The sequence below is a fragment of the Arthrobacter sp. H41 genome (assembly GCF_000520535.1).
GTDB lineage: Bacteria > Actinomycetota > Actinomycetes > Actinomycetales > Micrococcaceae > Arthrobacter_D.
Map to the genome: position 1 here is coordinate 1 of NZ_AZRZ01000499.1, position 944 is coordinate 944.

Annotated in this window: 1 protein-coding gene; it reads left to right on the forward strand. The window is 63.9% G+C overall.

Annotated elements, in window-relative coordinates:
* Positions 1–867, forward strand: an 867-nt coding sequence (locus Y705_RS0101805; RefSeq protein ID WP_026531617.1) for an alpha/beta fold hydrolase, incomplete at its 5' end; no start/stop codon positions are given.
* Positions 868–944: the final 77 nt, after the last annotated feature.

Consider the following 944-nt stretch of genomic DNA (forward strand, 5'->3'; position numbering starts at 1 on the left):
GGCATCTGCTTCGGATCCCGCGCGGATATCGCCCACCAGATCGTCACCCAACTGCGCAGCGGCGACTACCAGGCCGGCGACACCACAGCAAGCGCCGCAGCCTTCGAGGAGGTGGTCCTTGCCGGGCACTCCGTCGGAGGGATCATCGCCCAAGCCGCGGCCTACAGTTTCGGGGACATCGACGGGCTGATGGTCCTGTCCTACTCCGACACCACCGTCTCCCCCGCCGCGATGGGCGCCCTGGAAACCGCGCTCGCGGCCTGCGAAGCCGGCGGGGCAACCTCCGAAGGCGATCCCGGCGCCCCCGGGTACGTCTACTTCGGCGCGGACACCCCGGAGATGTTCATCAAAGCCCACTTCTTCACCGACAACGCCGAACCAGCAGTGGTGGATACCACCGCGGGCCTGCGCAACATGGACCCCTGTGGTGACATCACCTCCTACATGGCCGCGGTAGACACCAACAAAGCCAACATCGGATCGATCACCACGCCCACCCTGGTCCTGATCGGCGGCGAGGACGCGATCTACCCCATTCAGGCAGAAGAACAAGCAGCCCTGCTCACCGGAGTCCAGGACATCACCTCGGTGACCATCCCGGCCACCGGCCACGCCCTGACCCTTCACAACACCAAGGACCAGTTCTCAGCCGAGGTCTCCGCCTGGCTGGATAACCACAACTTCGGCTCCACCCAGATGGGACAAATGCCCACCGGCGGGGCGGATACCGGTGTTACAGGAACACCGGCCGCGAACAACACCAACGAAACGACGATCGGCATCGCCGCCCTCACCGCAACCCTGATCATCGCGGCAGCAGCGGTCTTCACCACCCGCCGCAAGACAGCAAACGGATACATCAGCTAGGACAACACGATCACCATAAGTCCGGGGTGTAGTTCCTCCACCGGATAATGACAGCGGCTTCCAGGATTGCCTTACAG